23 protein-coding genes are annotated in these 26,419 nt (G+C 68.6%); 13 read left to right on the top strand and 10 right to left on the bottom strand.

Annotated elements, in window-relative coordinates; genetic code table 11:
- Window position 1 precedes the first annotated feature (1 nt).
- Window positions 2–232, bottom strand: coding sequence for an RNA-binding S4 domain-containing protein (locus FSZ13_RS04415; RefSeq protein WP_145478181.1), 231 nt, complete (start codon window positions 230–232; stop codon window positions 2–4).
- A 264-nt stretch (window positions 233–496) separates the two neighbouring features.
- Between FSZ13_RS04415 and FSZ13_RS04410 the strand changes: the two genes are divergently transcribed.
- The 6 genes from FSZ13_RS04410 (at window position 497) to FSZ13_RS04385 (ending at window position 9,946) form a co-directional block, all read left to right on the top strand.
- Window positions 497–2,452, top strand: a complete 1,956-nt coding sequence (locus tag FSZ13_RS04410; protein ID WP_145478180.1) for a DEAD/DEAH box helicase — start codon at window positions 497–499, stop codon at window positions 2,450–2,452.
- Between the two features lie 160 nt (window positions 2,453–2,612).
- Window positions 2,613–5,030 (top strand): putative bifunctional diguanylate cyclase/phosphodiesterase, encoded by a 2,418-nt coding sequence (locus FSZ13_RS04405; RefSeq protein ID WP_145478179.1) that lies wholly within the window; start codon window positions 2,613–2,615, stop codon window positions 5,028–5,030.
- A gap of 90 nt (window positions 5,031–5,120) precedes the next feature.
- On the top strand, window positions 5,121–6,803 hold the full coding sequence (locus FSZ13_RS04400) for a diguanylate cyclase (protein ID WP_428999966.1): 1,683 nt from the start codon (window positions 5,121–5,123) through the stop codon (window positions 6,801–6,803).
- Between the two features lie 37 nt (window positions 6,804–6,840).
- Window positions 6,841–7,563, top strand: coding sequence for a pseudouridine synthase (locus FSZ13_RS04395; protein WP_145478177.1), 723 nt, complete (start codon window positions 6,841–6,843; stop codon window positions 7,561–7,563).
- Window positions 7,564–7,635: 72 nt separating this feature from the next.
- The gene (locus FSZ13_RS04390; protein WP_145478176.1) at window positions 7,636–8,706 is read left to right on the top strand and encodes a sensor domain-containing diguanylate cyclase; all 1,071 of its coding nucleotides are present in this window, start codon (window positions 7,636–7,638) and stop codon (window positions 8,704–8,706) included.
- A gap of 79 nt (window positions 8,707–8,785) precedes the next feature.
- Complete coding sequence (locus FSZ13_RS04385) at window positions 8,786–9,946, top strand: AAA family ATPase (protein WP_145478175.1); 1,161 nt, start codon at window positions 8,786–8,788, stop codon at window positions 9,944–9,946.
- 34 nt (window positions 9,947–9,980) lie between these two features.
- Here FSZ13_RS04385 and FSZ13_RS04380 read toward each other — a convergent pair whose 3' ends face one another.
- From FSZ13_RS04380 to FSZ13_RS04370, 3 genes are all read right to left on the bottom strand, one after another.
- The gene (locus FSZ13_RS04380; RefSeq protein ID WP_145478174.1) at window positions 9,981–10,928 is read right to left on the bottom strand and encodes a DMT family transporter; all 948 of its coding nucleotides are present in this window, start codon (window positions 10,926–10,928) and stop codon (window positions 9,981–9,983) included.
- A gap of 72 nt (window positions 10,929–11,000) precedes the next feature.
- Window positions 11,001–11,822: a DUF72 domain-containing protein gene (locus FSZ13_RS04375; protein ID WP_145478173.1), complete on the bottom strand. Its 822-nt coding sequence runs from the start codon at window positions 11,820–11,822 to the stop codon at window positions 11,001–11,003.
- The gene (locus tag FSZ13_RS04370; RefSeq protein WP_145478172.1) at window positions 11,819–12,253 is read right to left on the bottom strand and encodes a VOC family protein; all 435 of its coding nucleotides are present in this window, start codon (window positions 12,251–12,253) and stop codon (window positions 11,819–11,821) included. Before FSZ13_RS04370 ends, FSZ13_RS04375 begins: the two co-directional genes overlap by 4 nt.
- 157 nt (window positions 12,254–12,410) lie before the next feature.
- On the opposite strand from FSZ13_RS04370, the gene FSZ13_RS04365 reads away from it, so the two are divergent.
- Together FSZ13_RS04365 and smrA are read left to right on the top strand one after the other, a co-directional pair.
- Complete coding sequence (locus FSZ13_RS04365) at window positions 12,411–13,961, top strand: serine hydrolase (protein WP_186308834.1); 1,551 nt, start codon at window positions 12,411–12,413, stop codon at window positions 13,959–13,961.
- Window positions 13,962–14,048: 87 nt separating this feature from the next.
- Window positions 14,049–15,884, top strand: a complete 1,836-nt coding sequence (gene smrA / locus FSZ13_RS04360; RefSeq protein ID WP_145478170.1) for a multidrug efflux ABC transporter SmrA — start codon at window positions 14,049–14,051, stop codon at window positions 15,882–15,884.
- Between the two features lie 398 nt (window positions 15,885–16,282).
- Here smrA and FSZ13_RS04355 read toward each other — a convergent pair whose 3' ends face one another.
- Complete coding sequence (locus FSZ13_RS04355) at window positions 16,283–18,091, bottom strand: DUF885 domain-containing protein (protein WP_145478169.1); 1,809 nt, start codon at window positions 18,089–18,091, stop codon at window positions 16,283–16,285.
- 105 nt (window positions 18,092–18,196) lie between these two features.
- On the opposite strand from FSZ13_RS04355, the gene FSZ13_RS04350 reads away from it, so the two are divergent.
- Window positions 18,197–18,553 (top strand): GFA family protein, encoded by a 357-nt coding sequence (locus tag FSZ13_RS04350; protein WP_145478168.1) that lies wholly within the window; start codon window positions 18,197–18,199, stop codon window positions 18,551–18,553.
- On the top strand, window positions 18,553–19,356 hold the full coding sequence (locus FSZ13_RS04345; RefSeq protein WP_145478167.1) for a DUF4349 domain-containing protein: 804 nt from the start codon (window positions 18,553–18,555) through the stop codon (window positions 19,354–19,356). Before FSZ13_RS04350 ends, FSZ13_RS04345 begins: the two co-directional genes overlap by 1 nt.
- Window positions 19,357–19,441: 85 nt before the next feature.
- Here FSZ13_RS04345 and FSZ13_RS04340 read toward each other — a convergent pair whose 3' ends face one another.
- Both FSZ13_RS04340 and FSZ13_RS04335 read right to left on the bottom strand, forming a co-directional pair.
- Window positions 19,442–19,735 (bottom strand): hypothetical protein, encoded by a 294-nt coding sequence (locus FSZ13_RS04340; protein WP_145478166.1) that lies wholly within the window; start codon window positions 19,733–19,735, stop codon window positions 19,442–19,444.
- A gap of 129 nt (window positions 19,736–19,864) precedes the next feature.
- Window positions 19,865–20,800 (bottom strand): LysR substrate-binding domain-containing protein, encoded by a 936-nt coding sequence (locus FSZ13_RS04335; protein ID WP_145478165.1) that lies wholly within the window; start codon window positions 20,798–20,800, stop codon window positions 19,865–19,867.
- Window positions 20,801–20,960: 160 nt separating this feature from the next.
- On the opposite strand from FSZ13_RS04335, the gene FSZ13_RS04330 reads away from it, so the two are divergent.
- Window positions 20,961–21,839, top strand: coding sequence for a DMT family transporter (locus FSZ13_RS04330; RefSeq protein WP_186308833.1), 879 nt, complete (start codon window positions 20,961–20,963; stop codon window positions 21,837–21,839).
- A 16-nt stretch (window positions 21,840–21,855) separates the two neighbouring features.
- Here the strand turns inward: FSZ13_RS04330 and FSZ13_RS04325 are convergent, their stop codons facing one another.
- Window positions 21,856–22,755, bottom strand: a complete 900-nt coding sequence (locus tag FSZ13_RS04325) for a peptidylprolyl isomerase (protein ID WP_145478164.1) — start codon at window positions 22,753–22,755, stop codon at window positions 21,856–21,858.
- A 145-nt stretch (window positions 22,756–22,900) separates the two neighbouring features.
- Between FSZ13_RS04325 and FSZ13_RS04320 the strand changes: the two genes are divergently transcribed.
- Window positions 22,901–23,266, top strand: coding sequence for a PadR family transcriptional regulator (locus tag FSZ13_RS04320; protein WP_145478163.1), 366 nt, complete (start codon window positions 22,901–22,903; stop codon window positions 23,264–23,266).
- Complete coding sequence (locus tag FSZ13_RS04315; protein ID WP_145478162.1) at window positions 23,263–24,276, top strand: sensor domain-containing protein; 1,014 nt, start codon at window positions 23,263–23,265, stop codon at window positions 24,274–24,276. The genes FSZ13_RS04320 and FSZ13_RS04315 overlap by 4 nt, the downstream gene beginning before the upstream one ends.
- 67 nt (window positions 24,277–24,343) lie before the next feature.
- On the opposite strand, the gene FSZ13_RS04310 is transcribed toward FSZ13_RS04315, so the two are convergent.
- Window positions 24,344–25,657, bottom strand: a complete 1,314-nt coding sequence (locus tag FSZ13_RS04310; protein ID WP_145478161.1) for a polyhydroxyalkanoate depolymerase — start codon at window positions 25,655–25,657, stop codon at window positions 24,344–24,346.
- A gap of 160 nt (window positions 25,658–25,817) precedes the next feature.
- The gene (locus tag FSZ13_RS04305) at window positions 25,818–26,411 is read right to left on the bottom strand and encodes a class I SAM-dependent DNA methyltransferase (protein ID WP_145478160.1); all 594 of its coding nucleotides are present in this window, start codon (window positions 26,409–26,411) and stop codon (window positions 25,818–25,820) included.
- Window positions 26,412–26,419 lie beyond the last annotated feature (8 nt).

Here is a 26,419-nt window from a genome sequence, read left to right as displayed (position 1 = left end):
CTCAGGGAGCGTCGGAATCGGCGATGATGTGGATGACCGTGTCGCCGAACTGGACCTGCTGGCCCGCGCGGATCTTGCAGGCCTTGCGCAGCTCGACCTCGCCGTCGACCAGCACCTGGCCATCGCCGATCACGGTCTTGGCCTCGCCGCCGCTGGTGACCAGGTCGGCCAGCTTGAGCAGCTGCTTGAGCTCGACGTAGTCGCGGTCGAGTTCGAATTCGAGGGTCTGCATGGAGCGGGTATCCTTGAAGGGGCGCGGACGGGACCGGGCCGGAAGTGGCCGCGTATTGTGCGCCAGCCTGCCGCAGAACGGCATCCACGCCCGAATCTGTACACGTTGTTCAGGATCCATGCGGTATCATCGCGCCCTGAGCGAGTGAATTCTCCTCCGACCGAGCAGCGCCAGGGCACGCGATAAGAAAGGGCGCCCAAAGCGCGGACCATCCCCTTTTTTTATCGCACTGCCACGCATAGGGGTAGTGCTTCGGAGTTCCCCATGTCCCAAGAATCTTCCGCGCCGCTGCTGTTCGCAGACCTCGGCCTGTCCGACGCTGTGATGCAGGCCGTAGCCGCCGTCGGCTATGAAACCCCGTCGCCGATCCAGGCCGCCACCATTCCGGCGATGCTGGAAGGCCGCGACGTGCTCGGCCAGGCCCAGACCGGTACCGGCAAGACCGCTGCGTTCGCCCTGCCGGTGCTGTCCAACCTGGACTTCAACCAGGCCAAGCCGCAGGTGCTGGTGCTGGCGCCGACCCGCGAACTGGCCATCCAGGTCGCCGAGGCCTTCCAGACCTATTCGTCCAAGATCCCCGGCTTCCGCGTGCTGCCGGTGTACGGCGGCCAGCCCTATGGTCAGCAGCTGTCGGCCCTGCGCCGTGGCGTGCACGTGGTGGTGGGTACCCCCGGCCGCGTGATCGACCACCTGGACCGCGGCACCCTGGACCTGTCCGAACTGAAGACGCTGGTGCTGGACGAAGCCGATGAAATGCTGCGCATGGGCTTCATCGACGACGTCGAAGCCGTGCTCAAGAAGCTGCCGGAAACCCGCCAGGTCGCACTGTTCTCGGCCACCATGCCGCCGCAGATCCGTCGCATCGCACAGACCTACCTGAAGAACCCGGCCGAAGTGACCATCGCGGCCAAGACCACCACCTCGGCCAACATCCGCCAGCGCTACTGGTGGGTGAGCGGCATGCACAAGCTGGATGCGCTGACCCGCATCCTGGAAGTGGAACCGTTCGACGCGATGATCATCTTCTCGCGCACCAAGGCGGCGACCGAAGAGCTGGCCGAGAAGCTGCAGGCGCGTGGCCTGGCGGCCGCCGCGATCAACGGCGACATGCAGCAGGCGCAGCGTGAGCGCACCATCGGCATGCTGAAGGAAGGCAAGCTGGACATCCTGGTCGCCACCGACGTGGCCGCGCGTGGCCTGGACGTGGAGCGCATCAGCCACGTGCTGAACTACGACATCCCGTACGACACCGAAAGCTACGTGCACCGCATCGGCCGTACCGGTCGTGCCGGCCGCACCGGCGACGCGATCCTGTTCGCCACCCCGCGCGAGAAGGGCATGCTGCGCGCGATCGAGCGCGCCACCCGGCAGCCGATCGAGGAAATGCAGTTGCCGTCGGTGGACGCGGTCAACGACACCCGCATCACCAAGTTCATGAGCCGGGTCAGCGATGCGCTCGATGCCGGTGGCACCGAGTTCTACCGCGACCTGCTGCAGCGCCTGGAAGGCGAAAAGAACGTGCCGGCGATCGACATCGCCGCCGCGCTGGCCAAGCTGCTGCAGGGCGACTCGCCCTTCCTGCTGACCCCGCCGGTGCGCGGCGCGCGTGAAGAACGTGCCCCGCGCAGCAATGATCGCAATGATCGTGGCGAGCGTCCGGCCCGTTTCGAGCCGCGCTTCGAGCGTGGCCCGCGCCGCGAGGATGACCGCGGTCCGCGCCCGGAACGCGATTTCGGCAACAGCGACGGTGGCTTCGAACGCGCTCCGCGCCGCGACATCGCGCCGCGCGGTCCCGCCGAGCAGGGCATGGAAACCTTCCGCATCGAAGTGGGCCACGTGCACGGGGTGAAGCCGGGCAACATCGTCGGCGCGATCGCCAACGAGGCCGGGCTGGAAAGCCGCTTCATCGGTCGCATCGACATCCATGACGACTTCTCCGTGCTGGACCTGCCGGCGGAGATGCCGGACGACCTGCTCAGCCACCTGAAGAAGGTCTGGGTGTCGGGCCAGCAGCTCCAGATGCGCAAGGTGCAGCCGGGTGAAGACCTGACCCCGTCGCCGCGCCCGGCGTTCAAGCCGAAGTTCGGCGGCAAGCCGGGTGGCCCGGGCGGTCACCGCGGCGGTCCGGGTGGCCACCGTGGCGGGCCGGGCGGCCCGGGCGGCAACGATCGCCCGCCGCGCCGCGACGGCTTCAAGCCGCGCGGTCCGCGCAACGGTTGATCGCCCGCGCGTCCGCACCTCCAACGCCAGCCTTCGGGCTGGCGTTGTCGTTTCAGCAACCTGACCCGCTAACACGGGAACTTCGCGCCGCATCAACATCCTGCCCTCTAGCCTGAGGGTGCGGGGCGCTATGCTGTGGACAGGGCGCTGGAGGGATCGAATGCCGGCAGGCAGCAGGGACAAGGTCAGCAACCCCGTACCGCATGTGACGCGGGGATTGACCCTGCGCTTCGTGCTTCTCACCGGCACGGCGATCGGCCTGGTCGGGTTGTCGGCGCTGGTGCAGGAGCTGCAGGCCGCGTCCACCGCGTGGATCGTGGGCCAGAGTCACTGGTCGCGCAGCCAGCAGCACGCCTCGTTCGCGCTGGAGCGTTACATCACCTCGGGCAATCCGGCGGCGCTGGCCGAAGCGCGCGCTGCACTGCAGGTGCCGCTGGGCGACCTCGATGCACGCCAGGCGCTGGAGCAGAGCCCGGTCGACCTGGCCCGGGCCCGCCGCGGGTTCCTGCAGGGCGGCAACGCGCCGGGCGACATCAACCGGCTGATCCTGTCGTTCCGGTACCTGGGCCACCTGGGCTATTTCAAGGATGCCATGCAGGTCTGGCGGCAGACCGATCGCGGCCTGGCGCAGCTGCAGGAGATCGCGCGCACCGCCGAAGCGAACAAAGCCGACGGCAGCCCGGACCCGACGCTGCGCGCTGCCCTGCTGGTGCAGCTGCAGGCGCTGGACCGCAGCCTGCAGGCCCAGGCCCGCGCCTTTTCGCTGGCGCTGCTCAACACTGCGGCAATCGTGCGCATCGCCACGCTGGTGGTGGCGGGGTTGTCGGTGCTGCTGATCACGCTGGTGGCGGTGCTGCTGGCACGCCGGGTGCGGCATGACCTGATCGAGCAGGAGAGCCGCTTCCGCGCCGCGTTCTACCAGGCCACGGTGGGCATGTTGAAGCTGGACCACGCAGGCGGCATCGTCGAAGCCAACCAGGCAGTGGCCGACATCCTCGGCTACCGCCGCGATGTACTGCTGGGCATGGAGCTGCCGGACCTGCTGGTGGACGGCGAGCTGGTGCTGGACGAGGCCGGCGACATCGACTGGCCGCGCCAGCTGCGCCCGGGCGAGCTGCGTTTCCTGCGCGCCGACGGCACGCTGCTGTGGGGCCGCTGGAGTGGCACCCTGGTACGCAGCCCCGGCCGCGAGCTGACCGTGTTCGCGATCATCGAGGACGTCTCGCAGAACCACGCACTGGCCCGCGAGGTGGAACACCATGCCAGCCACGATCCGCTCACCGGCCTGATCAACCGGCGCGAGATCGAACGCCGGCTGGACCAGGCCCTGCTCGACGTGCGGGGCAAGGGCGGCACGCACAGCCTGTGCTACCTGGACCTGGATTACTTCAAGCTGGTCAACGATGGCCTCGGGCACGCTGCCGGCGACCAGCTGCTGCGCGGCTTCGCCGACTACCTGGAAGGGGCGGTGCGCGAGGGCGACTGGGTCGGGCGGATGGGCGGGGACGAATTCGCGCTGTTCCTGCACGGCGCCCGTCAGGAGGAGGCCAAGCAGGTGCTGCAGCGGATCGCGCGCAACCTGGGCCAGGCCGGTTTCCAGCGCGACGACGGTACGCCCAAGGTCAGCTGCAGCATCGGCGTGGTCGAGATCGACGCCGAGGTGGCCGATGTGAACTGGCTGATGAGCGCTGCCGACAGCGCCTGCTATGCCGCCAAGCAGGCCGGGCGCAACCGCGTGCACTGCTTCAACGAGAACCGCATGGCGCTGGAGGAGCGCCTGCTCGAGGCCGAACGGCTGGCCGACGTGTCCAACGCCATCGCCGAGAACCGCATGTTGCTGTACGCGCAGCGTATCGAGCAGGTGGGCGACCCCGGTTTCCTGCATTACGAGGTACTGGTGCGCATGCGCGGCGCCGACGGCCAGCTGCACGGGCCGGGCGATTTCATGCCGGCGGTGGAACGCTACGGCATGGGCATGGCGCTGGACCGGCACGTGCTCGGGCTGCTGTTCCGGCACCTGCAGCTGTGCCCGGCGCACGTGCAGCGGCTGGGCCTGTGCAACGTCAACGTGTCGGCGCAGTCGATCGCCGAGCCGAGCTTCCTGGCTTTCGTCTGCGACCTGCTGGAGCGCAACCGCGGGCTGGCACGCAAGCTGTGCTTCGAAATCACCGAAACCGCCGCGATCAGCAACCTGGACCAGGCCCGCAGCTTCGTCGAAGCGGTGAAGGCGCGCGGCTGCCGGGTGGCGCTGGACGACTTCGGATCCGGGCTGTCTTCGTTCGGCTACCTGCGCCAGCTGCCCGCCGACATGCTCAAGATCGACGGCATCTTCGTGCGCGACATGGACGTCGACCCGGTCAGCCGCGCCACGGTGCGCGCGATCACCGAGATCGGCCGCGAGCTGCACATGAGCGTGGTCGCCGAATGGGTGGAATCGGAAGAGGTCGCGCGGCAGCTGCAGGCGCTGGGCGTGGAAGGCCTGCAGGGCTATGCGATCGAACGCCCGATGCCGCTGGAAAAGCTGACCCAGCCCTCGCTGTGGCGGGAAGCGCCGACTGCATCGGGTCGGTCGTCCTGAGCGGCCACGCGCGCGGCCGGGCTTCTTGCGATAATGCCCCCGGGGACGCGGCGCAGGGTGCGTGGCGAAGCAGGGCAACAGGGTGGTGGGGTGAGGCTTAGCGACCGCAGGTCGGGGGAGATTCGAACGGGCATCGGCTGGCTGCTGGGCCTGCTGTGCCTGTTGCTGTCGGCCGCCGCGCTGGCCGGTACCGCCCAGGTCGGGCGCGACGTGCTGCTGCTGGGCGCCGCCACCGCCGACCAGACCCCGCAACGGCCGTGCCCGCCGGATGTGCTGGCCCAGCACCAGGACATCCTGTCGATCCCGGCACCCGCCGGAGGCTGGTCGGGTGCGCCGCAGGCGGTGGATGTGTTCGGTGTGCTCACCGGCGAGGTCCGCATCAGCCATGGCGACCGCCAGATCTGCGGCAACATGCACGACGCGCGTACCCGCGATTCGCGCTTCCGCGCCGGCGTGGGCATGGTGGTGGTGCCGCCGCCCGGCGAACGCGAGCCGATCGTGGTGTCGTGGGCGTCGCCGTTGAAATCGCGCTGGATTCCCACGGTCCGGCTGGGCGCGCCCAGCCCGGTACAGCAGAACGATACCGCGCGCCTGCTGGTGCGCGCGGCCTGCATCGCGGTGGCGATCGCGCTGGCGCTGTCGGCCTTGATGGGCTTTGCCAGCGCCCGCGACCGCACCTTCCTGTACTACGTCGCCATCTGCGCGGTGTTCGTGCTGTGGCAGGCGGTGCTGGGCGGGCTGAGCGGGTATCCCGAGCCCTGGCTGCCGGTGCACGGCCGCGCCACCTGGTGGCTGGTCGCATTGACCACCGTCGCCCTGGCATTGCTGCTGCCCATCCTGTGGCGGCTCAACGGCGGTGCGCGGCTGTGGCCGGGCTCGCGCAACGGCCAGCGGGCGGTGCTGTGGGGCCTGGTGCTGGTCGGGGCGTGCGTGCCGTGGATGGGCGTGACCGGCCTGCTCTGGATGGCGGCAGGGCTGGAGCTGGTCTTCGTGCTGGGCTGCGCGGTCTGCCTCGGGGTAGGCGTGTGGGCGTTGCTGAAGGGGGACGGGTACGCGCTGTCCGGGCTGCTGGCGCTGGCGCCCTGGTGGGTCCTGATCATCGCCGACGCGATGCAGGCGCACTGGCTGATCTCCTACCGGATCGAGGCGCTGCAGCTGGCGGCAACCTGGCTGCTGATGATGGCGGCCTACGCGCTCAATCTGCGCCTGGGCCGGCTGCGCCAGCAGCGCGATGAAATGCGCCAGCTGGCCGATACCGATGCCCTGACCGGGCTGCCCAACCGTCGCCACGGCCTGCACCTGCTGACCCGGCACCTGGCGCGGGCCAATGCCGAGCAGCAGGCGCTGGCGATCGGCTTCCTGGACATCGATCTGTTCAAGGACATCAACGACCGCTTCGGACATGACGTCGGCGACCAGGTGCTGGTGGCGGTGGCGCGTGGCCTGCGCGGCGCGGTGCGGGTGCAGGACGACGTGATCCGGATGGGCGGCGAGGAGTTCCTGGTGCTGTTGCCGGGCGCCTCGCATGGCGCGGCGCTGGCGCGGCTGGAAAACGTGCGCCTGCAGATGGCCGGGGTCGCCGCCCCGCTCGGGATTGCCGGGCTGGCCGTGACCGTGAGCATCGGCCTGGCCGTGCTGCGCCCGGGGCGTGATGACCTGGCCGGGCTGCTGCGGCGCGCCGACCATGCCATGTACGGGGCCAAGCGCGCCGGCCGCAACCAGGTCTGCGACGGTGAACAACCGCTGCGACCCGACGACCCGTTGATCGCCTGACGCCGCCGCGCCCCGGGTTTTGCCGGATAATGGCGCGATGACAACCCGACTCAACAAATTCATCGCCGAAACCGGCTTCTGTTCCCGGCGCGAAGCCGACCGCCTGCTCGGCGAACGCCGCGTCACCGTCAACGGCCAGGTCGCCGGCACCGGTGCGGCGGTAGGCGAGGGCGACGTGGTGCTGGTCGACGGCCAGCCGCTGCGCGCGCGCGAAGCACGCAAGCCCGGCGGGCGCCGCCACGTCTACATCGCGCTGAACAAGCCGGTCGGGATCACCTGCACCACCGAAAGCGCGGTCAAGGGCAACATCGTCGATTTCGTCGGCCATGAGCAGCGCATCTTCCCGATCGGCCGCCTGGACAAGGATTCCGAAGGCCTGATCCTGATGACCAGCAACGGCGACATCGTCAACCAGATCCTGCGCGCCGAGAACAACCACCAGAAGGAATACATGGTGGCGGTGAACAAGCCGGTCACCGACGAATTCCTGCGCGGCATGGCCCGGGGCGTGCGCATCCACAACGAAACCACGCTGCCGTGCCGGACTTCGCGCATCGCCAAGTTCGGATTCCGGATCGTGCTGCAGCAGGGTCTCAACCGGCAGATCCGCCTGATGGCCGCCGCGTTCGAATACCGCGTCACCCAGCTGCGCCGGGTCCGCATCGACAACATCAAGCTGGGCGCCCTCAAGCCGGGCCAGTGGCGCAACCTGACCGACGCCGAACTGAAGGGCCTGCTGCCGAAACAGCTGGACTGGTGACCTCCATGGGCGGGTAACCCTTGGCCGATTGATCGGGCTAGACTGCGACTACCTCCCGGATTCGACCGCTCGATGATCAAGCCCGAGAAGCCCGCCAATGAAGCCGTGCGCCTGGCGGCGCTGTACCGCTACCGGATCCTGGATTCGGAGAAGGAGAAGTCCTTCGAGGATCTGGTCACCATCGCCAAGGCGGTGTGCGGTGCGTCGATGGCGGCGGTGACGCTGATCGATGCGGAGCGGCAGTGGTTCAAGTCGATCCAGGGCACGCAGGCGCAGGAGCTGCCGCGTTCGGAGTCGATGTGCGGGCACGCGATCCTGCACCCGGACGAGGTGATGGTGGTCGAGGATGCGCGCGGTGATGCGCGCTTCCACGACAACCCGATCGTGACCGGGGACCCGAAGGTACGTTTCTATGCGGGTGCGCCGCTGGTCAGCACCGACGGGCTGCCGCTGGGCACGCTGTGCGTGTTCGATCCGCAGCCGCACTGCCTGGATGCGCAGCAGACCGAGGCGCTGGCGGCGCTGTCGCGGCAGGTGATGCTGGTGATGGAGCTGCGCCGGTTCGCGCTGGACATCCAGAACCACATGGTGGAGCGCGACGATTACGAGAAGCTGCTCAACGAATACCACGATGTGCTGCTGGCGCAGAACGCCGACCTGGCCGAACAGAGCCGCACCGACGTGCTGACCGGGCTGCCGAACCGGCGCGCGATGTCGGTGGCGCTGGACGCCTCGCTGCTGGATGCCCAGGGGCAGCCACGGCCGACCGCGCTGGCCCTGGTCGACATCGACCACTTCAAGCACATCAACGATTTCAACGGTCATGCCACCGGCGACCGGGTGCTGGCCGAACTGGGCGTGCTGCTGCGCGCCCAGTTCGCCGGGCGTGGGCTGGCGGCCCGGTATGGGGGCGAGGAATTCGTGGTGCTGATGCCCGACACCGACCTGCGCACCGCCGAACTGCAATGCGAATTCCTGCGCATGGCGGTGGCCGACCTGCCGCTGGGGTTCCCGGTGACGGTCAGCATCGGCGTGGCCGCGCACGCCCCCGGCGACACCGTCGAGCAGACCCTGGCGCGGGCCGATGCGGCGCTGTACCGGGCCAAGGGCAACGGCCGCAACCGGGTTGAAACCGCCCCGTAACGCCGGGCGGCGCCGCATTCGCATCGGGTGCGACCGATGTTTGGCATGCTGAGGGCTCGTTCCCCGTGCAGGCCCGCGCATGCTGCAGACCCTGGCCATTTCGCGTTACCGCTCGCTGCACGACCTGGTCGTGCCGATGGGCCGATTGAACCTGGTGACCGGCGACAACGGCAGCGGCAAGTCCAGCCTGTACCGCGCGCTGCGCCTGCTGGCGGAAACCGCGCAGGGCGGGGTGGCGGCCGCGTTGGCCCGCGAGGGCGGCCTGGGGTCGGCGCTGTGGGCCGGCCCGGCGCAGGCCAGCCGCGCGATGCGCCAGGGCGAGGTGCCGGTGCAGGGCACCGCGCGCAGCGAGCCGGTGGCGCTGCGGCTGGGTTTCGCCGCCGACGATTTCGGCTATGCGATCGACTTGGGCTTCCCGGTGCCCAGCGTGTCGGCGTTCGCCCTGGACCCGCAGATCAAGTGTGAAAGCATCTGGGCCGGGCCGTTCCTGCGCAGCAGCAACGTGCTGGTCGAACGCCGTGGGGCGATGGTGCGGCGACGCCAGGGGCGGCACTGGGAAGGCGTGGACGACCATCTCTCCGTGTTCGAGAGCGTGTTTTCGCAGCTCGCCGATCCGCAGCGCATGCCGGAAGTGCTGCGCCTGCGCGAGACGATCCGTGCATGGCGCTTCTACGACCATTTCCGCACCGATGCGGACGCGCCGGCACGGCAGTCGCCCCTGGCCACGCGCACCCCGGTGCTGGGCCATGACGGCCGCGACCTGGCGGCGGCGTGGCAGACCATTGTCGAGATCGGCGATGCGCAGGGACTGGCCGCCGCGGTGGACGATGCCTTCCCCGGCGCGCAGGTCCTGATCGATGGCAGCGAAGGCCGCCTGCACCTGAAATTCCAGCAGCCCGGGCTGCTGCGCCCGCTGACCGCCGCCGAACTGTCCGACGGCACGCTGCGCTATCTGTTGCTGATCGCCGCGCTGCACACCCCGCGACCGCCGCCGCTGATGGTGCTCAACGAGCCGGAAACCAGCCTGCACCCGGACCTGCTGCCGGCGCTGGGGAGGCTGATCCTGGCCGCGACCGCACGCAGCCAACTGTGGGTGGTCTCGCATGCCACCCGGCTAGTGGCCACGCTGCGCGAATCGCCGCTGTGCAATGCGATCGCGCTGGAAAAGCAGCTCAGCCGCACCACCCTGGTCGGGCAGGGACTGCTGGACGCGCCGGCGTGGTATTGGCCGGAACGATGAGATCGGAGGTACCGCGGCCCGGGACCCGGTCTTGTCACTCGGCGATGTTGCGTGCTTCGGCCGTCCCCAGGATTTCCGGATGCTGCACTTTCCTGCGTCGATTCAGCAACGGGTGCAGGAACACCGCGCCGACGATGATTGCCACGCCGGCATAGAACAGCGGGGTCAGCTCGCGCTGTTCGCTCAGCAGCACCATCGCCAGCAGGATCGCGTACACCGGCTCCAGGTTGGTCACCAGCTGCACGGTGTAGGCGCTCAGGTGGCGCAGCGCGACCAGTGCCAGCGCGAACGGCAGCAGCGTGCAGACCCCGGCCAGGACCAGCAGCAACACGCCGTCGTGCAGGTCCGGCAGCACCCACAGCGGGCTGGCCAGCGCCGGCAGCAGGAACGGCAGCAGCGGCGCCAGCAGGGTCAGGGTGAGAGTGCCGGCGCCCAGCTCCAGCGCGGTCACGGTGAGCGGGTCGGCATGGCTGACCAGGCGCTTGTTGAGCGAACCGAAGATCGCCACCAGCAGTGCCGAGGCCGCGCCCACCGCCACGCCCAGGCGCATGCCGTCGGGCACGCCGCCCACCACCATGGCGACGCCGGGCAGCACCGCAATACCGAAGGCCAGCTCGCGCAGCTGGAACGGACGTTTCGCCACCCACGGCTCGATCACCGCGGTGAACACCGGCGCCAGCGCGATGCAGGTAGCCGCCACCGAGGCATTGGCCAGTTTCACCGCGCCGTAGAAGGTGAGCCAGTGCAGCGCCACCAGCGCGCCCACGCCGCAATAGCCGGCAAACAGGGCCGGCGACAGCTGGCGCAGTCCCCGCCACACCCGCGGCAGCAGGGCCAGCATCGCCACCACCAGCAGCATGCGCCACCACACCAGCGGCAGCGCGGGCAGGGTGATCAGCTTGCCCAGGATGGCGGTGATGCCCCACAGCAGCACGCAGAAATGGATCTGGAGAAGCGCTTTGCGGGTATCGGTCATCGGCATCCGGGTATTGTGGCGATTCCCGTAGCGACACGCCATGCGTGTCCCGCACCCTCGGCCGCCAGTCGGCTCCCGTCACTTCCCGCCAACACCCTCCAATTGCTTCCGCAGCGCCACCGCTGCGCCCGGGTTGCGGTGCTTGGCCGCGCCGATGAACAGCACATACACCTCGCGCGGCGCACCGGGTTTCGCGTCGGCGGCGACGTGCGGCAGGTCCGGGTTGTCTTCGCCGCGCGCCCAGCGCATCGCGCGCAGGCACCATTGTTCCAGCGTGCGTTCGGGATAGCCGGCGCGCAGGTTGGCGCGCGACTGCATCAGCCGCGCATAGATGAAGTCGGCGGTGGGGTCGGCGAAGCTGGGGTAGTCGCTGGAGCCGCTGTAGACCAGGGCGGCGCCATGCGCGCGCGCCACCGCCACCAGCTCCGGCGTCCACGCCGCCGGATTGCGCACCTCCAGCGCATGCTGCAGCGGGCGGCCATGGGCCTGCTTCGGCAGCGCGTCGAGGAAGCGTTCGAAGTCCGCGGCGGCGCCGGGATGCCGGTCGGCGAACTGCCAGACCAGCGGGCCCAGGCGGTCGCCCAACGCGCAGATGCCGTCGATGAAGCCTTCCGCGCGCGCGCCGGCCTCGGCCAGGTCATGGCGCTGGGTGATCGTGCGCGGTGCCTTGGCCGAAAACCGGAAGCCGGGCGGCGTCTGCTCGCGCCATTGCGCGTACACCGCCGGCTTCTGCGCGCGGTAGAAAGTGCTGTTGATCTCGATGCAGCCCAGCTGCCGGCTGGCATGCGCCAGTTCCTCGCGCTGCGGCAGCCCGGCCGGGTAAAAGGTGCCGCCGCGCCAGGCCGGGAACACCCAGCCACCGATGCCGGTACGGATCGGACCGGGGGCCGCCTTGCTCAAAGCCCGTTCTCCCGCCACGGGTCGTAGCTGCCGAACCACCACAGGCGACCCTCCAGGTCGCGGCAGGCGTAACCGCGACCGCCGTAATCCTGATCGGCGATATCGATGACCACGGTGGCACCGGCGGCCACCGCCCGTGCGTAATGGGCGTCGGGGTCGGTGACCACCACGCAGGCGCTCTGGGTTTCGCGGCCGCCGATCTCGTCGGGCTGCGCCACCAGCGCGCCCCACTCACCGCCGTTGCCGACCGAGCCGAGCATGATCATGCCGCGGCCGTATACCAGCTGGGCGTGGTACACGATGTCGCCCTCGGCATACACGGCCTGCGCCTGGAAACCGAACGCGCGCTCCAGCCACGCGATGGCGGCCCGCGCGTCGCGGTAGCGCAGGCAGGGAATGACGGTGGAACCGGCGTCGGTGGGGGTGATCATGCGGGCACTCCGGGTGGGCGGCTTCTGGCACACGCGAGCCTGCGACCGCCCGCGTTACCATCGCGCGAAACCTGGCGCGATCCGCCTGAATGGCCTCGACGCCCCTGCAACACGCAACCGGAGACACTGATTGAACACATCCTGGATCGGAGGCCTCGTGCTGCTGGCATGCGCACCCCTGGCGTCGGCGGCGGTGCCGGCCGAACTGCAGCAGCTGGAGGCCACCGTTGAGCGCGTGCGCACCCAGTTCGACGTGCCCGGCATCGCGGTGGCGGTGGTCAAGGACGGGCAGGTGGTGCTGGCGCGCGGCTACGGCGTGCGCGAGCTGGGCAAGCCGGCGCCGGTCGAGGCCGACACACTGTTCGCGATCGCCTCCAATACCAAGGCGTTCACCGCGACCTCGCTGAACCTGCTGGCGGAGCAGGGCAAGCTGAAGATGGACGACCGGGTGATCGACCACCTGCCGTCGTTCCGCATGTCCGATCCCTACGTCACCGGCGAGATGCGCATCCGCGACCTGCTGTCGCACCGCAGCGGCCTCAGCCTCGGTGCCGGCGACCTGCTGTTCTGGCCGACCACGTCCTACAGCAATGCCGAGGTGGTGCAGCGCCTCGGCAAGGTGCCGCTGAAGGCCGGTTTCCGCGACCGCTACGCGTACGACAACATCCTGTACGCGGTCGCCCAGCAGGTGATCGAGAAGGTCTCGGGGCAGTCCTACGCCGACTTCCTGCAGCAGCACATCTTCACCCCGGTGGGCATGGCCGGCACCCGCTTCAACGCCGACCACCTGCAGCCGGGCGACAAGGCGGCGGTGGGACATGCCAAGTACGACTTCACCGAGCTGCGCACGGTGGCGCCGCTGACCTGGTCGAACAATGCTGGGGCCGGGGGCATCTATTCCAGCGTGCACGACATGGCGCGCTGGATGAACGTGCAGCTTGCCCAGGGCAAGCTGGAAAACGGAACTGCGCTGTTCAGCCCCAAGACGCAGCAGGCGATGTGGCAGATGATCACCCCGCAGGTGGTGCCCGAGCCGAGCGTGCCGCAGCTCGCGACCGCGCGCCCCAACTTCGCCGGCTATGGCGAGGGCTGGAGCCTGAGCGACTACCGCGGCCGGAAGCTGGTCTGGCATACCGGTGGATGGCCGGGCATGGTCTCGCGGGTGACGCTGGTACCGGAGCAGAAGCTGGGCGTGGTAGTGCTGACCAACCAGGAAGTCGGTGCGGCGTTCAACGCCATCAGCATGGCCGTACTCGACGCCTATCTCGGCGCACCGCCCACCGACTGGGTGGCGGCATATGCGGCGGCGGTGGCCAAGGCGCAGGACAAGGCCGACGAAGGCTGGGCGGCGCACCAGGCGGCGCGCGATCCCAGGTCGACGCCGTCGCTGCCGTTGGCCGGCTACGCCGCGACCTACCGCGACCCGTGGTACGGCAACGTGGTGGTGGAGAAGCAGGGCGGCAAGCTGCGCCTGCGGTTCGGCCGCACCGCGCAGCTGGTCGGGACGATGGAGCACTGGCAGCACGACACCTTCATCGTGCGCTGGGACGACCGCTCGCTCAATGCGGACGCATTCGTGAACTTCAGCCTGGACCCGGACGGCAAGGTACGCGAGGTGCGCATGCAGCCGGTGTCGTCGCTGACCGACTTCAGCTTCGACTTCCAGGACCTGGTATTGACGCCGGTGGTGGCCGACGCGTCGAAATGAACCGCCCGCCCGGTGTGTGGCGCGGGTGAAAACAAACGGCAGGCCGCGGTGGGATAATCGCGGCCTGTTGGTTTTTCCGGGGTTGGAATGTTCCGCTGGTTTGAATCGCTGATTCCGGTGTTCCCACCGATCGATGCACGCATGCCACCGCGCCGCGTGCTGCCGTTCTACATCCACTACCTGCGCCCGGTCTGGCCGGTGCTGCTGGCCACGCTGATCGCCGGGCTGCTGCTGGCGCTGGTGGAAGTGGCGATGTTCGATTTCCTCGGCCGCATCGTCGACATGGTGAGCGAGCAGCCGGATGCGGGCTTCTTCGCGCGGCACGCGGACACGTTGCTGTGGATGGCGGCAATCACGCTGGTGGCCCGGCCGGTGCTGGTGGGGTTGCATAACCTGCTGGTCAACCAGGCGATCGTGCCCGGCCTGAGCAACCGCTCGCGCTGGCTCATGCACAATTACGTGGTGCGGCAGAGCCTGTCGTTCTTCCAGAACGATTTCGCCGGCAGCATGGCCAACCGGGTCATGCAGACCGGCACGTCGCTGCGCGAGTCGGCGGTGCAGATGGTCGATTCGCTGTGGTACATCGTGGTCTACACCGGTACCGCGCTGTACCTGTTCGCGCAGGCCGACTGGCGGCTGATGATCCCGCTGGTGCTGTGGCTGGCGGCGTACGTAGTGATCATGGTGTATTTCGTGCCCCGCGCGAAGGAGCGGGCGTGGATCGCCTCGGAAGCGCGCTCCAAGGCGATGGGCCGCATCGTCGACGGCTACACCAACATCCCTACGCTGAAGCTGTTCGCCCACGGCGGACGCGAGCAGGCCTACGTGGCCGAGGCGATCGAGGAGCTGGCGGTCAAGCACCGCCGGCAGACGCGGATCACCACGGGCATGGACCTGACCATTGCGATCGTCAACGGTTTCCTGATCGCGGGTACCTGCGGGCTGGCGCTGTGGCTGTGGAGCCACGGCAACATCACGGTAGGCGCGATCACGCTGGCGACCGGGCTGGTGATCCGCATCCACAACATGTCCGGCTGGATCATGTGGACCATCAACGGGATCTTCGAGGACATCGGCACGGTGCAGGACGGCATCACCACGATCTCGCAGCCGCTGAGCGTGCAGGACCGCGCGGACGCGGTGCCGCTGGTGGTGCGCGACGGCGGCGTGCACTTCGACGATATCCACTTCCACTATGGCAAGCAGGGCGGGGTGATCGCGGGGCTGGACCTGGTGGTGAAGCCGGGCGAGAAAATCGGCCTGGTCGGGCCGTCGGGCGCGGGCAAGTCGACGCTGGTGAACGTGCTGCTGCGGCTGTACGACCTCGAAAGCGGGCATATCCGCATCGATGGCCAGGACATCGCCGAGGTCACCCAGGAAAGCCTGCGCAGACAGATCGGCGTGGTGACGCAGGACACGTCGCTGCTGCACCGGTCGATCCGCGACAACCTGCTGTACGGGCGCCCGGATGCGACCGAGGAACAGCTGCATGCGGCGGTGGCGAAGGCGCGCGCGGCCACGTTCATCGAGACGCTGCGCGATGGCGAGGGCCGGCAGGGCTATGACGCGCACGTGGGCGAGCGCGGGGTGAAGCTCTCCGGTGGCCAGCGCCAGCGCATCGCGATCGCGCGCGTGCTGCTCAAGGATGCGCCGATCCTGGTGCTGGACGAGGCGACCTCGGCGCTGGATTCGGAAGTGGAGGCGGCGATCCAGGACAACCTGGACGAGCTGATGGCGGGCAAGACGGTGATCGCGATCGCGCACCGCTTGAGCACCATCGCGCGCATGGACCGGCTGGTGGTGATGGACCAGGGCCGTATCGTGGAAACCGGCACCCACGCCGAACTGGTCTCTGCCGGCGGCCTGTACGCACGCCTGTGGGCGCGACAGACCGGTGGGTTCGTGGCGGCGGACGTGGTTTAAAGGAGACGCGGCTGCCGGTGGGGCGAGTGCGGGGCCGCCGTACCCTTGTGGGCGAATTTCCCCCGGCGTCGGCCTGCGGCCGCCCCCTTCCTCCTTTTAATTCGCCCACAAGGGTACGGCGGCCCCACACTCACCCCACCGGCGTGGCACCGTGACGTCCGCTTTTCCCTGCGAACCGCAAGCCGAGCCCCGTCGCGGCCGGTAGGTCCCTGGCAAAGTAAAGGAGGAGGTGGCGGCCGCAGGCCGCCGCCGGGGGACATTTGCATAGGGGCCTGCCGGCCGCGGCGGGGCCTCCACGCTCGCGACAGCCATGGTCGAAGACCGAAACAAAAAAAACGGCCCGGTTTTCACCAGGCCGTTTGGTGATGCGTGACGACCAACGGTCGCCACCTACCGGGTCATTCGATCGGTTGGTCCAGCATCAGCTGGCGAGCGAAGCGCACCGGCGGGGCGCCGTAGGCCAGCATCTGGTCGTGGTACGCCTTCAGGTTGAACTTCTCGCCCTGCTTCTCCTGCACCGCCTTGCGGGTGTCGAAGTGTTCCTGCGCACCGACGAAGTAGGTCGGCAGCTGCGCCGAGGTCAGCTGCGCGCGAATCCACTTGCCCGACGCTTCGCTTTCCTGCTGGAAGGCGTCGTGGGTCATCAGCTGCATTGCCTGCTCGCGGGTCCAGTTGTCCACGTGCACGCCCTGGTCCAGGATCGCGTTGGAAATGGTGCGCAGGTAGAACTTCAGCTGCACCAGGTGGAACAGCGGATCGTTGTCCAGGTAGCCCTGCTCCTGCATCATCCGCTCGGTGTACACCGCCCAGCCTTCGGCAAACAGGCCCGAACGCAGCACCGCGCGCAGCGTCGACGGGAACTTGCCCGAATGCCAGCCTTCCAGGTAATGGCCCGGCGTGCCTTCGTGGATGCTCAGCAGGTGGATCATGCGGCTGTTGTACTCGCGCAGGAACGAGTCGACCTGCTTGTCGTTCCAGTCATCCGGAATCGGCGACACCGCATAGAAGGTCTTCAGGTTCTTGTCCAGCGGGCCCGGCGAATCGCAGTAGGCCACGGCCACGCCGCGCTGGAATTCAGGCATCAGGATGATGTCCACCGGCGCATCGGGCAGGGTCATCAGGTCGTGCTTGCGCACGAACTCGGTGGACTGCGCCAGCGCCGCCTTGGCATCGTCCACCACCTTGTCGCGGGCCGGCTTGTCAGCGTACGCCAGCTCCAGCGCCGCTTCGATCGCCGCCTGCTGCTGCTCGTCGCTCGGGTTGGCCGGCAGCGCCGGCGCGCCCGGCTTGTCCTTCAGCACCGTCTGCGCGATGCCATACATGTCCTGTCGCACGCGCTTCAGTTCCGCGCGCGCGCGTTCGCCGATCTCCGCGCGCGACAGCGAAGAATTCAGCGCGAACTTCAGCTTCTGGTCGTACAGCTCCGCACCGATGCGGAAATCGCCCTTGGCGTTCGGCACCAGGGTCGTGTCCAGCCAGGCCTGCTGCTCGTCCACCGCCTTCTTCAGCCCGTCGATCGCCGCCTGCAGGCGCTTGCCGTCTTCGGCCGGCAGTTCGCCGATATGCGGGGTGATGAAGGTATCGACGATGCTGAGGATGCCCTTGTTCTGCTTGGCCACCGTCTCGGCATGGATCTTCGGCACGCGGGCCGGGTCCAGGTTCTCTCGGGCCTGCGCGAAGATCTGCGGCAGCTTTTCCATGCGCGCGGTGGCCGACTTCAGGCGCTCCGGCAGCGGCGCGAACTCACGCGCCATCAGGCCATACAGCGCGCTGCCGGCGCTGCCGTTGTAGATCTGCGGATCCCACTTCGACGCCTGCAGCACTTCCGCGTTCCAGATCTCCGACTGCAGCTGGTTGCGCAGGATTGCCGCGTCCACCTGGTTCTCGCGACCGAGCTTGGCGACCTCGATCTTGTCGAGTTCCGCAAGCAGGCCCTTGTAGGCGCTGAGCATCTTCTGCTGGCCGGCCGCGCTCAGGTCGTCGATCTCGCTGTCGTAGCGATGGTCGCCGATCTGGGTGGCGCTGATCGGGGACAGCTGCATCCACGTGTCCAGGGCACGCTTGGACAGGTCGGCGAAGGCGGCATCCACCGCCGCGTCGGCGGCCGGCGCGGTCGCGGCGGTGCCCGCCGGGGCGGTGGGGGCGTCGGCCTGCTGGCAACCGCCGAGGGCGGCGATCAGGGCGAGGGCAAGAAGATGCTGGCGCATCGGCGATCCTGTGCTGTGGTCAATCCCCCAGCATAGGCGCCGGGCAGCGCCTGCACCCGTGCCATTGGATTACCATGGCGCTTTCCAGGCCGGCGGGGTGGTGCCATGCAGTACCAGGGAAGCTGTCACTGTGGAAACATCGCATTCACGCTGGAGGCCGACGCGCCGATCACCGAGGTGATGGACTGCAACTGCTCGTTGTGCCGCCGGCGCGGTGGCCTGCTGTGGTTCGCGCCGCGTGCGGCGCTGCAGCTGAACACGGACCCCGCGCAGCTGTCCACCTACCAGTTCGCCCGGCACCACCTGTCCCATCATTACTGCGCGAACTGTGGCATCGCCCCGTTCAGCGAGGGTGTGGACCCGCGCAGCAACCAGGCGATGGCCGCGGTGAACGTGCGTTGCCTGCCGGATCTGGAGCTGGAGACGCTGACGATCACCCACTTTGATGGAGCAAAAATGTGATGACAGGGACGAGCTGGCAGCGCAGCGCTGCCGGGGCAGGGATGCTGCTGGTACTGGCGCTGGCCGGGTGCAGCAACAGGGAACATGCGGCGGCCAGCGCCGGCACGGCGGGCGCGGTGGCGTCCCCGGAAGGGGCATCACTGGCTTACGAGCACGACGTGGAGATCCAGTTGGAAGCGTCGCAGATCGGCGCGCGGGTGAAGCGTGTCGCCGACGCCTGCCAGGCCAGCCGCTTTGGCGACTGCGCGGTGCTGCAGGTCGGCCAGCAGGGCGGCGAGTATCCGTCGGGGTCGATCCGCGTGCGGATCGCGCCGAAGGGCGTCGAACCCTTGATCGGGCTGGCCGGTGAAGGCGGCGATGTGGCCTCGCGCAACACCCAGGCCGAAGACCTGGCCCAGCAGGTCGCCGACACCGCGTTGACCAAGGCGCGGCTGCAGAAGGAACACGAGCGCCTGCTGGCGTACCAGGAAGACAAGACCATCAAGATCGCCGATCTGCTGGTGGTGACCCAGCGCCTGTCGGAGATCGAAGCGGGCCTGGAGCAGGCCAACAAGGACGCCGCCAACCAGCGTCGCCGGATCGACACGCAGCTGCTGACCCTGCGCTTCCAGGCGCCCGCCGGCCAGCGCAGCCGCAGTGAGATCGGTGAAGCGCTGCGCGATTTCGGCGCGACGTTGACCACCAGCGTTGCGTTCGTTATCCGCGCGGTGGCGGCGCTGCTGCCGGTGGCGCTGGTGGCGTGGCTGGCAGGCTGGATCGGGCTGAAGCTGTGGCGGCGACGCCGGGCGTCGCCTGGCGCCTAAAGCGTATGCACCAACGGTGCATACCTACCGGTAAGAGGGTCAGCCAGCCGGTAGCGCGCCACCGTTGGTGGTGCGCCGTGTACCGTCAACCCTCGTCGTGCTCGTACTCGACGAACACGTCCAGTTCCAATGCAAGTTCCTGCACCGCGTCACGCACCTTCTGCGCGGTGGCTTCATTGCCCACTTCGACTTCCAGTTCATGCGTGCCGGGACCGATATCGTCGGACAGCCCGGCCGAGCTGGAATCGTCGTCGTCCATGTGCGGCATCAGATCGTCGGTTTCTTCGACATGCTCGATGCCCTCCACGCTCTGCAGCAGGTTGCTGATGGCGCGCGCATCGTCTTCGCTGCCGGTGATCCTGATTCGCAACGTGGCCATGGGGACGTCTCTGGAGAAGGGAATTCCAGCCTAGCCAGACCGCGGACAAGACGAGGTGACGACGCCGGTCAACCAGCAACCCCGGTTCGCGCACCGCACCGGTAGCGCACGACCGTTGGTCGTGCGCCCTCAATCCCGCGCAATCCCCATCAGTTCATCCGGCAATGCGGGCACGGGCGTGCGTTCATCCTGTGCCTCGCGCTTCAGCCAGTCCATGAACGCCACCGCCGTCGGGCTGAGCGGCCGGTGTTCGGCGTGCACGATGTAGTACGCGTAGCGCGCCTTCAAGGCCGGACCAGGCAGGCGCACCAGCTCGTAGCGCTGCAGGTAGGGCTGGGCGATGTGCTTGCGTGCCAGCACCGCGCCGATACCGTATACCGCCGCGCGCATCGCATCGGTGCTGTCGCTGAAGGTGTGCTGCGCGGTCAGGTCCAGCCCACGCACGCCGGCGGCACGGAACCAGTCGCGCCAGCCCTGTGGCGACATGTCGCTGACCAGGGGCAGGCCGGCAATCTGCACCGGCTCGCGCAGCGCGGAAACGCCGGGCAGGGCTGGCGAAGCCACCGGGCACAGTTCGTCGTCCATGAGGTGGTGCGCGGTGAGCCCGGGCCACTGGCCGAGGCCGTAGCGGATGCCAAGTTCCGGTCCGTTCTCGTCGAAGCGCAGCAGTTCGCTGCTGGTCTGCAGTTCGATGCGCATGCGTGGGTGCTGCCGGGTGAAGCGCGGCAACCGCGGCACCAGCCAGCAATACGACAGCGAGCGCAGCGTGGTGACCCGCAGCGGCACGATGTCGGCCTGCGGGTGCAGGTTGCCGGCGACGGCGTTGAGGTCGCTCAGCGCGGCGGCGGCGGCGTCGGCCAATTGCCGGCCTTCGGCAGTGAGCCGCACGCCGCGTGCCTGGCGCTGGAACAGCACGGTGCCGAGCAGCGATTCGAGCCGGCGCACGTGGTGGCTGACCGCACTGGCGGTCAGGTGCAGCTCTTCGGCGGCATGGGCGAAGTTCTGGTGGCGGGCGGCCACCGCGAACACGCCCAGCGCAGGCAGCAGGGCAGGGCGCAGGATCATCAGCAAGACCCAAATCTGATTTGTGGCTGGCACCGATACTACGCGCTTGCGGGGCCTGGGGCGCGGGCGGATCCTGTAGCTCTTCCCCTGGAGCCCTCGCCATGTTGCTGCCCGTCCTGATGCCGTCGGATCGCCCCGTGGCCGCGCCCGGGGGCCGGACGTGAGCGCGGACCTGGCCGCGTCCGCGCGCAGCCGCGACTGGCGCACGCCGTTGGAACTGACCCTGCTGGGCGCGATCTGGGGCTGCTCGTTCCTGTTCATGCGGGTGGCGGTGCCGTCGTTCGGCCCCTATGCGCTGGTGGAGGTGCGGCTGCTGCTGGGGGCGCTGGTGCTGTTGCCGTTCCTGTGGACGGCGCGTGCGCAGTTCCCGGCCCGGCGCTGGCGCTGGCTGGTGCCGATCGGCCTGATCAATTCGGCCATTCCGTTCGTGTTGTTCGCGTGGGCGGCGCAGCGTGCGCCGGCGGCGATCGGGGCGATCTGCAATGCAATGACGGTGCTGTTCGCGGCGCTGATCGCGTTCCTGTTCTTCGGCGAGAAAATCGGCCTGCGCCGGGCGATCGCGCTGTTGGTGGGCTTCACCGGCGTGGTAGTGCTGGCCACCGCCAAGGTGTCGGGTTTGAGCATCGGCACCGCGGTGATCGCGGGGTCGCTGGCGGCGCTGCTGTACGGGCTGGGGGTGAACCTGGTGAAGCGCCACATGGCCGGGCTGCCACCGGCGGCATCCGCCGGCGCCACGCTGGGCAGTGCGGCGCTGGTGATGTTGCCGATGGCAGTGACGCACTGGCCGGAGGCCCCGATTCCGGTGTCGTCCTGGGCGTGTGCGATCGCGCTGGGCGTGGTCTGCACCGGTCTGGCGTTCCTGATGTTCTACCGCCTGATCGCGCGCATCGGCCCGGCCCGGGCGTCCACGGTGACCTACCTGGTGCCGATGTTCGGCGCCCTGTTCGCCTGGCTGTTCCTGGGCGAACCGGTCACCCTGGCGATGCTGGTCGCCGGCGCGTTGATCCTCGGCAGCGTCGCCGCCAGCCAGAAGCGCTGAGGCGACGCGGCGACCCTCACCGCACCGGCACGGGGATGTTGCACAGGTCGATATGCCCGGCGGGGCGCTTGTAGAAGTCGTCGACGCGGTTGCGGCGCGCTTCGACCGTATCGGCGAAGGTCTTCGAATCGGTGCGCAGCACCTGCAGTGTCGGTCGCTGCGCTTCAGGAAGGTCGCTCACGCGCTGGATGGAGCGGATCGCGGTGCGCTGCGAAGCGTCGGCGTAGAAACCCATCGGGGCGGGACCCCGCGGCAGTGCGCTGAGCAGTTCCATGCCCTTCAGCACACGGCCCACCACCGTGATGTTGCGGTCCAGCTGGCGCGGCGACTGCCCGGTGACCACGTACAGCTCGGCGCCGATGCTGCTGTCTTCCTCGTTGTTGCGGCCCGCACCCAACGCGCCGTAGCAGTGCGCCAGCCAGGTCGTGCCGTCCTGCCGGTCCTGGCCCACCGCGAAGCCGTCGACGAAACCGGTCTGGTCGGCCCAGCCGTCGCGATCGGGCAGCACGCTCACCTTCAATCCTTTGCTGTCGCGCTGGAACTCGGCCGGCAGCTTGCGCTTGGCCGAGCCCAGCGGCTTGGCCTTGGCCGCATCGTCGGCATCGGCATCGCCGAACTGCACCACGAAATTGTCCTGCGCGCGGTAGATGCTTTCCCCGTCCCAGAAGTGCTCATGGGCGAGGGTCTGGATGTTGGCCACGTGCTGCGGCGCGAACGCTGGGGCCAGCTCGATCACCACCTGCCCGGCATCCAGGTTCATCAGCAGCAGGTTGGCCGGATCCGGCGTGCGCCAGTCGGCGTCCGACGAGGCCTCCAGGATCTGCTGCGCGCTGCGATAGGGCGTGGCCGCAGTGGCCAGGCCCGGCAGCAGGCAGGAGAGGGCAAGCGCAAGCAAAGCGGGACGGCGTGGCGACATGGTGGACCCTTGCAGGAAGTTGGCCCGATTCTGGCGCAGAAACGTCCCCGCGACCACGCGTCACCTGGATGGCAGGGTGACTAACGGCACGTTCGCTATACCCAACTTCGCACTAGTGTTGACTCCACGCTAGCTGGAGATCGTCATGAGCGACCACGAGGTCCACCTGAAGAAGTTCCAGAAGGAGCTCAGTGCCGGCACCGTGTCGCTGGCACTGCTGGCGGTGCTGGCCCGGACCGGGGAACCCCTGTACGGCTACCTGATCGCCAAGGAGCTGGAACGGGTCGGGCAGGGCGTGTTGAGCGGCAAGCAGAGCGCGCTGTACCCGGTGCTGCGCAACCTGGAGGCGGCCGGCCTGCTGGAGAGCCAGATTGAACCGTCGGTGGCCGGGCCACCGCGACGCTACTACCGCATCAATGAACGCGGCCGCGAGGTCCTGGAGCAATGGAGCCAGGCCTGGCGTGCCACCCGAGATTCCGTTGATTCCGTGCTGGAAGGGGTACTGCAATGAACGAACAGAGCATGACGGGCCGGGGCCTGCCCACCACCATCGGGGAGTACCTGGCGCAACTGCGCGCCGCGCTGCACGACGCCGATCCGGCGATGGTGCAGGACGCGCTGTACGACGCCGAGGAATACCTGCGTTCGGAACTGGCGGCGCAGCCGGGTCGCAGCGAGGCCGAAGTGATCGCCGACGTGGCCGGCAGCTACGGTGCGCCGGAGGAAGTGGCCGAGATCTACCGCGAAACCGAGATCACCGTGAATCGCGCGCTGCGCACGCCCAGTGCCAGCCTGCGGCCGATCGCACGGGTGGTGCCGGCGCAGGTGGGCGCGGGCGCGGCGGCGGTTGCCGCTGCCGCAGCAGGGGCTGCGGTGCCGCCGGCGGAGCGCGCGCCGCCACCGCCGCGTTCGGCGCTGGCCCGCTTCTTCGGCGTGGCACTGGAACCGCGCACCTACGGCGCGCTGTTCTACATGCTGCTGTCGCTGGCCACCGGCACGTTCTTCTTCACCTGGGTGGTCACCGGGCTGTCGCTGTCGATGGGGCTGCTGGTGCTGATCATCGGTATTCCGCTCACCGTGCTGTTCTTCGGCTCGGTGCGCGGCCTGGCCCTGCTGGAAGGACGGCTGATCGAAGTGCTGCTGGGCGAACGCATGCCGCGCCGACCGCGCTATTCCGACCGCAGCCGCGGTTGGCTGCAGCGCATCGGCGACATGTTCACCGACGGACGCACCTGGCTGACGCTGCTGTATTTCATGCTGATGCTGCCGCTGGGCATCCTGTACTTCACCCTGGCGGTCACCCTGCTCTCGATCTCGCTGGCCTTCGTCTGGGCGCCGGTGGCGGCGATGTTCGCGCCGAGCTACGGCATCTACCTCGATGGCGAGCAGTCGGTCCCGATGTGGGCGACGCCGGTGCTGGCGGCGGTGGGCGTGCTGCTGCTGTTCCTCACCCTGCACCTGGCGCGCGGCATCGGCCACCTGCACGGGCAGATGGCAAAGCACCTGCTGGTACGGTTGTGATTCATCGCGGTCACGACCAACGGTCGTGACCCGCCGGGTAGGTATCGACCGTTGGTCGATACCCCGGTCAACCCGCCTTCTTGCGGATCGGGGTGACGTTGCTCGCCGCCTTCGCCGGCTTCTTCGGCTTTGCGGCGGCCTGGGCATTGGCGGCGAAGAAATCGCGCACCTTCGGGTACACCGTTTCGCGCCAGCGGCGGCCGCTGAAGATGCCGTAATGGCCGGCGCCTTCGACGATGAAATGCTCACGGCGTTCGGCCGGAATGCCGGTGCACAACGCCTGCGCGGCTTCGGTCTGGCCCAGGCCGGCAATGTCGTCCAGCTCGCCTTCGATGCTCAGCAGTGCGGTACCGGTGATCGCGCCCGGGTCGACCCGCTCGCCCTGCACGTACCACTCGCCGCGCGGCAGCAGGAATTCCTGGAACACCACGCGGATCGTATCGAGGTAGTAGCGTGCCGGCATGTCCAGCACCGCGTTGTACTCGTCGTAGAAGCGGCGGTGCGCGTCGGCATCCTCCATGTCGCCCTTCACCAGGTCGGCATAGAAATCCCAGTGCGAACTGAAATGCCGGCTGGGGTTCATCGACAGGAAGCCGGCGTGCTGCAGGAAGCCCGGGTACACGCGGCGGCCTGCACCGGGGTAGCCCGGCGGCACGGTGTGGATGACATTGTTCTCGAACCACGACAGCGGGTTCTGCGTGGCCAGGTTGTTCACTGCGGTGGGGCTGCAGCGCGCATCGATCGGGCCGCCCATCATCACCAGCGAACGCGGCGTGGGTTCGCCACGGCTGGCCATCAGCGAAACGGCGGCCAGCACCGGCACGGTCGGCTGGCAGACGCTGACCACGTGCAGCTTCTCCGCGCCGAGGTGGCGGATGAATTCCTGCACGTAAGCAATGTAGTCGTCCAGGCTGAAGTCGCCTTCGCTGCCCGGCACCATGCGTGCGTCCACCCAGTCGGTGACGTACACGCGGTGGTCGCGTAGCAGGGTGCGGACGGTGTCGCGCAGCAGCGTGGCGTGGTGCCCCGACAGCGGCGCCACCACCAGCACGAACGGCTGGTTGAGCATGGTGTTGAGCTGGTCGGCTTCGTTGCTGTGGCGCTTGAAGCGCAGCAGCTTGCAGAACGGCTTGCTGACCTCTTCGTGGACCACGATCGGCACGCGCTCGCCGTCGACCTCGATTTCGTTGATGCCCCACTCGGGCTTCTCGTAATCCTTGCCGATGCGGTGGAACAGCTCGTTCACCGCCGCCAGGCGGTCGGCGCCGGGCATCTGCGACCACCAGTGGCCCTGGTTGGCGAAGAACTTCGCGTTGGCCTGGGCCTGGTGCACCCACGGGGCGAGCATGTTGCGGGTCAATTCATGCAGTTGGTAAAGCATGACGTCCGAATATGTATGGTCTTATGTTGCCGCGCAGCATACAGCAGCGCTTCGTCCCATGGGTTAATGGGGAAAATATCACGGCAGGATGAGACCGTAGAGCCACGCCCTGCGTGGCTGCGCGGTGCCAGATCGTGAAGCAGCCACGCAGGGCGTGGCTCTACGCGCCGCGCTCGAGGGCGGCGGCGTGGCCTGCCAACGCGGGCGACAGCCAGCAGTGGGACCCGAGTGCGGTGAAGCCCTCGGCCTTGAGCTGGCGGCGGTACCAGGCGGCGGGGCGGGCCTGGAAGCCTTCGTGGTCGCCGTCGAACTCGTCCTCGGCGGTGAACGCTTCCAGGAAGGCGACGCCGGCGGTCAGCTCGGCGAAGCCGGCCAGGGCGGGACGCAGTTCGCGGCTGGGCACGTAGTGCATCACGTCGGCGCAGACCAGCAGGTCGACCGGCGGGCAGGGCCGCAGCCAGGCGAAATCGCCTACTTTCGCCGGGTGCAGGTTGCGGCTGCGGCCATAGCGCTGCACGGCATAGTCGCTGCTGTCGAAGCCCATGTACTGCACGCGCGGGCGTAGCTTCAGCAGCGGCGCGCGCCACGCGCCTTCGCCGGCGCCGATATCCAGCACGCTGCGGATCGGCCGCTCCAGGTAGTACTCGGCACTGGCCACGGCGAGCGCGACCTTGCGCGCCAGGCGCGCGGCGCCACCGGTCTGGTCGGGCTGGTACCAGCGCTGGAAGTAGGCCTGGTCGTAGGTCTTGGACATGGCGGGAA

It is taken from the genome of Stenotrophomonas rhizophila, assembly GCF_007667275.1.
Taxonomy (GTDB): Bacteria; Pseudomonadota; Gammaproteobacteria; order Xanthomonadales; family Xanthomonadaceae; genus Stenotrophomonas; species Stenotrophomonas maltophilia_AE.
The sequence above is the reverse complement of the archived record's forward strand: the minus strand, read 5'-3'. Positions and strand labels throughout refer to the sequence as shown.

Excerpts from the sequence above, each read along its gene's own strand:
- FSZ13_RS04415 (WP_145478181.1), bottom strand. The coding sequence starts at position 232 with ATGCAGACCCTCGAATTCGAACTCGACCGCGACTACGTCGAGCTCAAG.
- FSZ13_RS04410 (WP_145478180.1), top strand. The coding sequence starts at position 497 with ATGTCCCAAGAATCTTCCGCGCCGCTGCTGTTCGCAGACCTCGGCCTG.
- FSZ13_RS04405 (WP_145478179.1), top strand. The coding sequence starts at position 2,613 with ATGCCGGCAGGCAGCAGGGACAAGGTCAGCAACCCCGTACCGCATGTG.
- FSZ13_RS04395 (WP_145478177.1), top strand. The coding sequence starts at position 6,841 with ATGACAACCCGACTCAACAAATTCATCGCCGAAACCGGCTTCTGTTCC.
- FSZ13_RS04390 (WP_145478176.1), top strand. The coding sequence starts at position 7,636 with ATGATCAAGCCCGAGAAGCCCGCCAATGAAGCCGTGCGCCTGGCGGCG.
- FSZ13_RS04385 (WP_145478175.1), top strand. The coding sequence starts at position 8,786 with ATGCTGCAGACCCTGGCCATTTCGCGTTACCGCTCGCTGCACGACCTG.
- FSZ13_RS04380 (WP_145478174.1), bottom strand. The coding sequence starts at position 10,928 with ATGCCGATGACCGATACCCGCAAAGCGCTTCTCCAGATCCATTTCTGC.
- FSZ13_RS04370 (WP_145478172.1), bottom strand. The coding sequence starts at position 12,253 with ATGATCACCCCCACCGACGCCGGTTCCACCGTCATTCCCTGCCTGCGC.
- smrA (WP_145478170.1), top strand. The coding sequence starts at position 14,049 with ATGTTCCGCTGGTTTGAATCGCTGATTCCGGTGTTCCCACCGATCGAT.
- FSZ13_RS04355 (WP_145478169.1), bottom strand. The coding sequence starts at position 18,091 with ATGCGCCAGCATCTTCTTGCCCTCGCCCTGATCGCCGCCCTCGGCGGT.
- FSZ13_RS04350 (WP_145478168.1), top strand. The coding sequence starts at position 18,197 with ATGCAGTACCAGGGAAGCTGTCACTGTGGAAACATCGCATTCACGCTG.
- FSZ13_RS04345 (WP_145478167.1), top strand. The coding sequence starts at position 18,553 with ATGACAGGGACGAGCTGGCAGCGCAGCGCTGCCGGGGCAGGGATGCTG.
- FSZ13_RS04340 (WP_145478166.1), bottom strand. The coding sequence starts at position 19,735 with ATGGCCACGTTGCGAATCAGGATCACCGGCAGCGAAGACGATGCGCGC.
- FSZ13_RS04335 (WP_145478165.1), bottom strand. The coding sequence starts at position 20,800 with ATGATCCTGCGCCCTGCCCTGCTGCCTGCGCTGGGCGTGTTCGCGGTG.
- FSZ13_RS04325 (WP_145478164.1), bottom strand. The coding sequence starts at position 22,755 with ATGTCGCCACGCCGTCCCGCTTTGCTTGCGCTTGCCCTCTCCTGCCTG.
- FSZ13_RS04320 (WP_145478163.1), top strand. The coding sequence starts at position 22,901 with ATGAGCGACCACGAGGTCCACCTGAAGAAGTTCCAGAAGGAGCTCAGT.
- FSZ13_RS04315 (WP_145478162.1), top strand. The coding sequence starts at position 23,263 with ATGAACGAACAGAGCATGACGGGCCGGGGCCTGCCCACCACCATCGGG.
- FSZ13_RS04310 (WP_145478161.1), bottom strand. The coding sequence starts at position 25,657 with ATGCTTTACCAACTGCATGAATTGACCCGCAACATGCTCGCCCCGTGG.
- FSZ13_RS04305 (WP_145478160.1), bottom strand. The coding sequence starts at position 26,411 with ATGTCCAAGACCTACGACCAGGCCTACTTCCAGCGCTGGTACCAGCCC.